At 74.3% G+C, this 6,259-nt stretch carries 6 protein-coding genes; 1 reads left to right on the top strand and 5 read right to left on the bottom strand.

Features of this window, described 5'->3' with window-relative positions; genetic code table 11:
* Positions 1–90 precede the first annotated feature (90 nt).
* Entirely contained in the window at positions 91–720 is a 630-nt protein-coding gene (locus CCN29_RS30655; protein WP_031063042.1) for a VOC family protein, read from the top strand.
* 39 nt (positions 721–759) lie between these two features.
* Here CCN29_RS30655 and CCN29_RS30650 read toward each other — a convergent pair whose 3' ends face one another.
* The 5 genes from CCN29_RS30650 to CCN29_RS30630 form a co-directional block, all read right to left on the bottom strand.
* Complete coding sequence (locus CCN29_RS30650) at positions 760–2,025, bottom strand: ArgE/DapE family deacylase (RefSeq protein ID WP_086685772.1); 1,266 nt, start codon at positions 2,023–2,025, stop codon at positions 760–762.
* A gap of 79 nt (positions 2,026–2,104) precedes the next feature.
* On the bottom strand, positions 2,105–3,508 hold the full coding sequence (locus CCN29_RS30645; RefSeq protein ID WP_086685775.1) for a HAMP domain-containing sensor histidine kinase: 1,404 nt from the start codon (positions 3,506–3,508) through the stop codon (positions 2,105–2,107).
* Positions 3,509–3,556: 48 nt separating this feature from the next.
* Positions 3,557–4,300, bottom strand: a complete 744-nt coding sequence (locus CCN29_RS30640) for a response regulator transcription factor (RefSeq protein WP_006133258.1) — start codon at positions 4,298–4,300, stop codon at positions 3,557–3,559.
* 73 nt (positions 4,301–4,373) lie between these two features.
* Positions 4,374–5,009, bottom strand: a complete 636-nt coding sequence (locus CCN29_RS30635; protein ID WP_086685770.1) for an FMN reductase — start codon at positions 5,007–5,009, stop codon at positions 4,374–4,376.
* The gene (locus tag CCN29_RS30630) at positions 5,006–6,154 is read right to left on the bottom strand and encodes an LLM class flavin-dependent oxidoreductase (RefSeq protein ID WP_031063046.1); all 1,149 of its coding nucleotides are present in this window, start codon (positions 6,152–6,154) and stop codon (positions 5,006–5,008) included. The genes CCN29_RS30635 and CCN29_RS30630 overlap by 4 nt, the downstream gene beginning before the upstream one ends.
* Positions 6,155–6,259: the final 105 nt, after the last annotated feature.

Raw genomic sequence — 6,259 nt, 5'->3', positions numbered from 1 at the left:
GATCCGCCCCCGGTCCGCCCCGGGCCCGCCCCCGCAACCGGTCAGTTTCCGAGAAGCGCCGGCGGCCGGGGCGGTCCTACCGTCGACCGCATGAACTCCATCGACTCCGTCACCCTTGAGGTGGCCGACCCCACGGCCGCCGCGCGCTTCTACTCCGACGCCTTCGGCCTGGACCGGGACCGGCTGCGCCTGCGCGCGTCCGACGCGCCCACGAGCGGCTTCCGCGGCTTCACCCTGTCGCTGGTCATGTCCCAGCCCGGCGACGTCGACGCGCTGCACCACGCCGCCCTCGACGCGGGCGCCACCCCGCTGAAGCCCGCCGAGAAGTCCCTGTGGGGCTACGGCGGCGTCGTCCAGGCGCCCGACGGCACGGTCTGGCAGCTGGTGACCTCGTCGAAGAAGAACACCGGCCCGGTCACCCGGACCGTCGACGAGATCGTGCTGCTGCTCGGCGTCGAGGACGTGAAGGCGACCAAGCAGTTCTACGTCGAGCGCGGCCTCACCGTCGGCAAGAGCTTCGGCGGCCGGTACGTCGAGTTCGCCGGCGACCCCGGCAGCGTGAAGCTGTCGCTGTACAAGCGCAAGGCGCTGGCGAAGGTCGCGGGCGTGCCCGCCGAGGGCAGCGGCTCCCACCGCGTCGTCCTGGAGAGCCCGGCCGGCCCCTTCACCGACCCGGACGGCTTCGTCTGCGAGGCGCCGGAGCGCAAGCCCGACGAGTGAGACGCGTTTCCCGTGCCCTGACGGCGTCCCATCCCCGTCTCACTTCACCCCCACCGTCCGCAACACCGTCAGCACCAGCGTCCGCGCCGCCTCCACCACCTCCCGCACGCTCACCCGCTCCCGCTCGCTGTGGGCCACCGCGATGTCACCCGGCCCGTACTGGAGGGCCGGTATCCCCGCGCCGGTGTAGTGCCGCAGGTCGCTGCCGTACGTCGCCCCGCGCCGCCGGGGCGCGCTCCCGCCCGTCGCGTCGGCGTGCGCGGCGCCGACCGTGTCCGCGAGCGGGTGCCCCTCGGGCAGCATGCCGCTCGCGAACTGCCCGCCCGGCCAGGTCACCGTCGCCGGGTGGTCGCGCAGCCAGGGGTCGGCGGCGCACGCCTCGGCCACGCACCGCTCCAGCGCGGCCCGCGCGTCCGCCGGGTCCTCGCCCAGCCGTACGCCGAACCTGCCCTCCGCGACCAGCAGATCGGGCACGCTGCTGGCCCAGTCCCCGGCCCGCAGGGTGCCCACCGACAGGCCGTACGGGACCGGGTACTCGGCGACCAGCGGGTCCGGGTCCCGGTTGCGCTCGGTCTCCAGGGCGGCCAGCGCCCGGTGCAGCGGCAGGTAGGCGTCCACGGCGCTCACGCCCTTGTCCCGCGTGCTGCCGTGCGCGGCCTTCCCGGGCACGGACAGGCGGAACGTCAGCGCGCCCGCGTTGGCGGTGATCAGCGTGCCGGCGGTGGGTTCGGCGATGACGCAGGCGTCGCCGGTGTGACCGCGCCGCAGCGTGCCGAACGCGCCGAGGCCGCCGTCCTCCTCGCCGACGACGAAGTGCACCGCGACCCGGCCGCGCAGCCGTATGCCGGCCGTCCGTATCGCGGTGAGCGCGGCGAGGTGCGCCGCCAGACCGGCCTTCATGTCGCACGCCCCGCGCCCGTGCACCAGGTCCCCCGCCACCCGCGGCACGAACGGGTCCCCGTCCCACGCGGCCAGGTCCCCCGGCGGTACGACGTCGACGTGTCCCTGGAGGATCAGCGTCGGCCCGTCACCCCCGTCGGGCGTCGTCCCGACCAGACCCCAGGCCTCCTCGCGCGGCGCCTCCGTGCCGGGGAAGTCCGGCTCGGCGCGCAGCGCGGGCAGGTCCATCGACCACAGGTCGACGTCCAGCCCCAGCCACTCCAGCCGCCCGGCGAGCTGATGCTGCAACTCGGACTCGGCGGGGCTGCCCGTGACGCTCGGCACGGAGATCAGCTCCATCAGCGTCCGCGCCGTGCCCGCCTCGTCGACCGCCGCCAGCGCCGCGCTCTCCTCGTCGGTCAGCATGCCGTCCCTCCCCTCCCCGACGGGGACGACCCGGCACCGCCCCCCTTGCATACCTGCGCAGACGGCGGACTCCCTACGCCTACGTCTCCGCCTCTTCCCGTCCCTCCGTCGCCCCCGCGACCGTGAAGCCGGTGACCGTGCCGCCGCCCTCGCGGTGGAAGGCGTAGGGGGCGCCGCCGTGGGCGAGGGCGACCTCGCGGACGATGGAGAGGCCGAGGCCGGAGCCGGGGAGGGAGCGGGCGTCGGCGGCACGGTAGAAGCGGTCGAAGACGCGGGTCAGGTCGTCGTCGGCGATGCCCGGGCCCCGGTCGCGGACCTCCACCCGTACCGTGCCCGGACGGACCGGACCCGCCACGTGGATCTCCACGGGCGCGCGGCCCTCCCGGTCGAACTTGACCGCGTTCTCCACCAGGTTGGACAGCGCCCGGGTGAGCATCCCGGGCCTGCCGTGGGTCGTGGTGTCCCCGGCGGCGTGGACGACGATCTCGCGTCCGGTGCGCCGCCGGGCGAGGCCCGCCACGTCCTCGGCGACGTCCGCGAGGTCGATCCGCTGCGGCGGCTCCGTGTCGGACTGCCCGGCCGCCAGGTCGACCAGCTCGTTGACCAGGTCGGTCAGCTCGCGGGCCTCCTGGGCGAGGTCGGCGACCAGTTCCTCGCGGCTGTCGGGCGGGAGTTCGTCGATGCGGCGCAGCAGCGAGATGTTGGTGCGCAGGGAGGTGAGCGGGGTGCGCAGCTCGTGCCCCGCGTCCTGCACCAGCCGGCGCTGGTCCTCCTCGGACTGGGCGAGCCGGCCCAGCATCCGGTCGAAGGCGCGGCCGAGCCGCCCCACCTCGTCGTAGCCGGCGACCGGCACCGGGATGCCGAGGCGGCGGGTGCGGGCGACGGCCTCGGCGGTGTTGGTGAGCACCACCAGACGGCGGGTGATGCGCCGGGCCAGCCACCAGCCGAACAGCCCGGCCCCGACCACCACGGCCGCCATGAACACCAGGGTGCGCCGCTGGAGCGCCCGCAGCAGGTCCTCCGTGTCGCTGAACTCCTGCGCGACCTGCACCGCGCCCCTGCCGCCGCCCAGGGAGACGGTCGCCACCCGGTAGACGTCGTCGCCCACGTCCACCCCGGCGTGCACCACCACGCGCCCCGCCGTGGCGGCGCCCGCGACCCGGCGGTCGTCGTCCACCACGGGCAGTCCCGGGTTGCCCCGGTCGACGATCCCGCCGTCCGGCCCGAGCACCTGCACGTCCGTACGGGCCGGACGCACCAGGTCGTGGCCGGGCGCGGCGGAGGAGAAGTCGTGCGGCGACATCCGGTTGTCCCGCACCTCGTCCCGCAGGTCCCGTACCACCTCGTCGAAGACGGACTGCTGGTCCACCCGCACCAGCCGCGCCGCCGCGTTGTACGACAGGAAGCCGACCAGCAGCGTCACGGTGGCGGTCACCGCCGCGAACGCCACCGCGAAGGTCGTGCCCAGCGACAGCAGCCGCATCCGGCGGCGCGGCGCCGACGGCCCGGGCGCACCGCCGCCGACGGCCACTCAGCCCTCCCGCAGGACGTAGCCCACCCCGCGCACCGTGTGGATGAGCTGCGGGGCGCCGGGCTCGTCGAGCTTGCGGCGCAGATAGCCGACGTAGACGGCGAGGTTCTTGGAGCCGGGGCCGAAGTCGTAGCCCCAGATGCGGTCGTAGATGGTGGAGTGCTCGAGGACCACGCCGGCGTTGCGGATGAGCAGTTCGAGCAGCTCGAACTCGGTCCGGGTGAGCTCCAGTTCGCGGTCGCCGCGCCAGGCCCTGCGGGCCTGCGGGTCCATGCGCAGCCCGGCCGCCTCCAGGAAGCGCCCGGACGGCGCCGGGTGACGTCCGGACGGCGCAGGCGCCCCGGGCTCCTCGGCGGGCTCGGGTTCGGAAGGCGCGGGGGCCGCGCGGCGCAGGAGGGCGCGCAGCCGGGCGAAGACCTCCTCGACGTCGAACGGCTTGACGACGTAGTCGTCGGCGCCGGCGTCGAGCCCGGCGATCCGGTCGGCGGTCTCCACCAGCGCGGTCAGGATCAGCACGGGCGTGCGGTCGCCCTCGGCGCGCAGCACCCGGCACACCTGGAGTCCGTCGATGCCGGGCATCATCACGTCGAGCACCAGCACGTCGGGGCGGCTGCGGTGGGCCTGCGCGAGAGCCTCCACGCCGTCGGCGACGGCCGTGACGCGGTAGCCCTCCAGGGTCAGGGCGCGCTCCAGCGCGTTGCGGATGGCGCGGTCGTCTTCGGCGAGCAGAACGGTGTGCGGCACCCGCCCAGTGTGCCAACCCGCCGGGCCCGCACGCCCCCGCCCGCCGTCCGGGCCCCCGCTTCTTACCGCCGTCTCACCCGCCAGGGCGCAGCGCGGCGAGCCGCTCCGCGAAGGGGGTCACGTCCTGGAAGGAGTCCTTCTTCGGGACCTGCCGAGGCACGGCGTCCGCCGCCGCAGGCGGCGTGACTCCGGTCAGCGCGGCCAGTTCCGCCGCCGCCCGCCCGATGCGGGCGTTCAGCCCCTCCGCGCCCCAGTCCTCCGAGGCGGCGTAGACGCCGGTGGGGACGACGACGGCCTTCAGGTACGAGAACAGCGGCCGCAGCGCGTGGTCCAGGACCAGCGAGTGCCGGGCCGTGCCGCCCGTCGCCGCGATCAGCACCGGCGTGCCCGTCAGTGCCTCCGGGTCACTGACGCTGAGCGCGTCGAAGAACGACTTGAACAGCCCGCTGTACGACGCCGAGAACACCGGCGTGACCACGATCAGCCCGTCCGCCCCGCTCACCGCGTCGAACGCCTCCGACAGCGCCGGCCCGGGGAACCCGTTGGTGAAGGTGTGCGCGATCTCCACGGCGAGGTCCCGCAGCTCGATCACCCGCACGTCGGCCGGGTCCGCGCCGGCCGCGGCCACGGCGGCCGAGGCGAGCCGGTCGCCCAGCAGCCGCGTGGACGACGGCACGCTCAGGCCCGCCGACACGACGACGATCCTCATGCCCGCGCCCCTTCCTGCTCGGCGGCGGAGGCTCCCTTCGCCGCGTCCTTCGCCGCGCCCTTCGCCGCTTCCTTCCGCGCGGCGCCAAGCAGCGAGGCGTGCGTGGGCGCCTCCGGCACGCCGGCCGGGCGGTTCTTGGCGAACTCCGCGCGCAGCACCGGCACGACCTCCTCGCCGAGCAGGTCGAGCTGCTCCAGCACCGTCTTCAGCGGCAGCCCCGCGTGATCCATCAGGAACAGCTGACGCTGGTAGTCACCGGCGTAGTCGCGGAACGACAGCGTCTTCTCGACGACCTGCTGCGGGGAGCCCACGGTCAGCGGGGTCTGCGCGGTGAACTCCTCCAGGGAGGGCCCGTGCCCGTAGACCGGCGCGACGTCGAAGTACGGCCGGAACTCGCGCACCGCGTCCTGCGAGTTCTTCCGCATGAACACCTGCCCGCCGAGCCCGACGATCGCCTGCTCGGGGGTGCCGTGCCCGTAGTGGGCGTACCGGCTGCGGTACAGCTCGACCATCCGCCTGGTGTGCTCGGCCGGCCAGAAGATGTTGTTGTGGAAGAAGCCGTCGCCGTAGTACGCGGCCTGCTCGGCGATCTCCGGCGAGCGGATGGAGCCGTGCCAGACGAACGGCGGCACGCCGTCCAGCGGGCGGGGCGTGGAGGTGAAGCCCTGGAGCGGGGTGCGGAAGCGTCCCTCCCAGTCGACGACGTCCTCGCGCCACAGCCGGTGCAGCAGGGCGTAGTTCTCGACGGCGAGGTTGATGCCCTGCCGGATGTCCTGGCCGAACCAGGGGTAGACCGGGCCGGTGTTGCCGCGGCCCATCATCAGGTCCACCCGGCCGTCGGCCAGATGCTGGAGCATCGCGTAGTCCTCGGCGATCTTCACCGGGTCGTTGGTGGTGATCAGCGTGGTGGAGGTGGACAGCAGCAGCCGCTCGGTGCGGGCCGCTATGTAGCCGAGCATGGTGGTCGGCGAGGACGGCACGAACGGCGGGTTGTGGTGCTCGCCGGTCGCGAAGACGTCCAGGCCCACCTCCTCGGCCTTCAGCGCGATGGCGACCATGGCCTTGATCCGCTCGCGCTCGGTCGGCGCGCGCCCTGTCGTCGGGTCGGGGGTGACGTCCCCGACGCTGAAGATCCCGAACTGCATGGCCGCTCACCTTCCAGGTTGTTGACGGTTCAACTATACCCCTGGAACGACACCCCGCCCCGCACTATTCCGCCTGCCCGGACACGGCCCGCCGATCCCCCGTAC

It is taken from the genome of Streptomyces pseudogriseolus (assembly GCA_002154585.1).
In the GTDB taxonomy this organism is placed as follows: Bacteria; Actinomycetota; Actinomycetes; order Streptomycetales; family Streptomycetaceae; genus Streptomyces; species Streptomyces pseudogriseolus.
Note: the sequence above shows the minus strand (reverse complement) of the source record. Positions and strands in the feature narration are given on the sequence as shown.

Excerpts from the sequence above, each read along its gene's own strand:
- CCN29_RS30655 (WP_031063042.1), top strand. The coding sequence starts at position 91 with ATGAACTCCATCGACTCCGTCACCCTTGAGGTGGCCGACCCCACGGCC.
- CCN29_RS30650 (WP_086685772.1), bottom strand. The coding sequence starts at position 2,025 with ATGCTGACCGACGAGGAGAGCGCGGCGCTGGCGGCGGTCGACGAGGCG.
- CCN29_RS30645 (WP_086685775.1), bottom strand. The coding sequence starts at position 3,508 with ATGCGGCTGCTGTCGCTGGGCACGACCTTCGCGGTGGCGTTCGCGGCG.
- CCN29_RS30635 (WP_086685770.1), bottom strand. The coding sequence starts at position 5,009 with ATGAGGATCGTCGTCGTGTCGGCGGGCCTGAGCGTGCCGTCGTCCACG.
- CCN29_RS30630 (WP_031063046.1), bottom strand. The coding sequence starts at position 6,154 with ATGCAGTTCGGGATCTTCAGCGTCGGGGACGTCACCCCCGACCCGACG.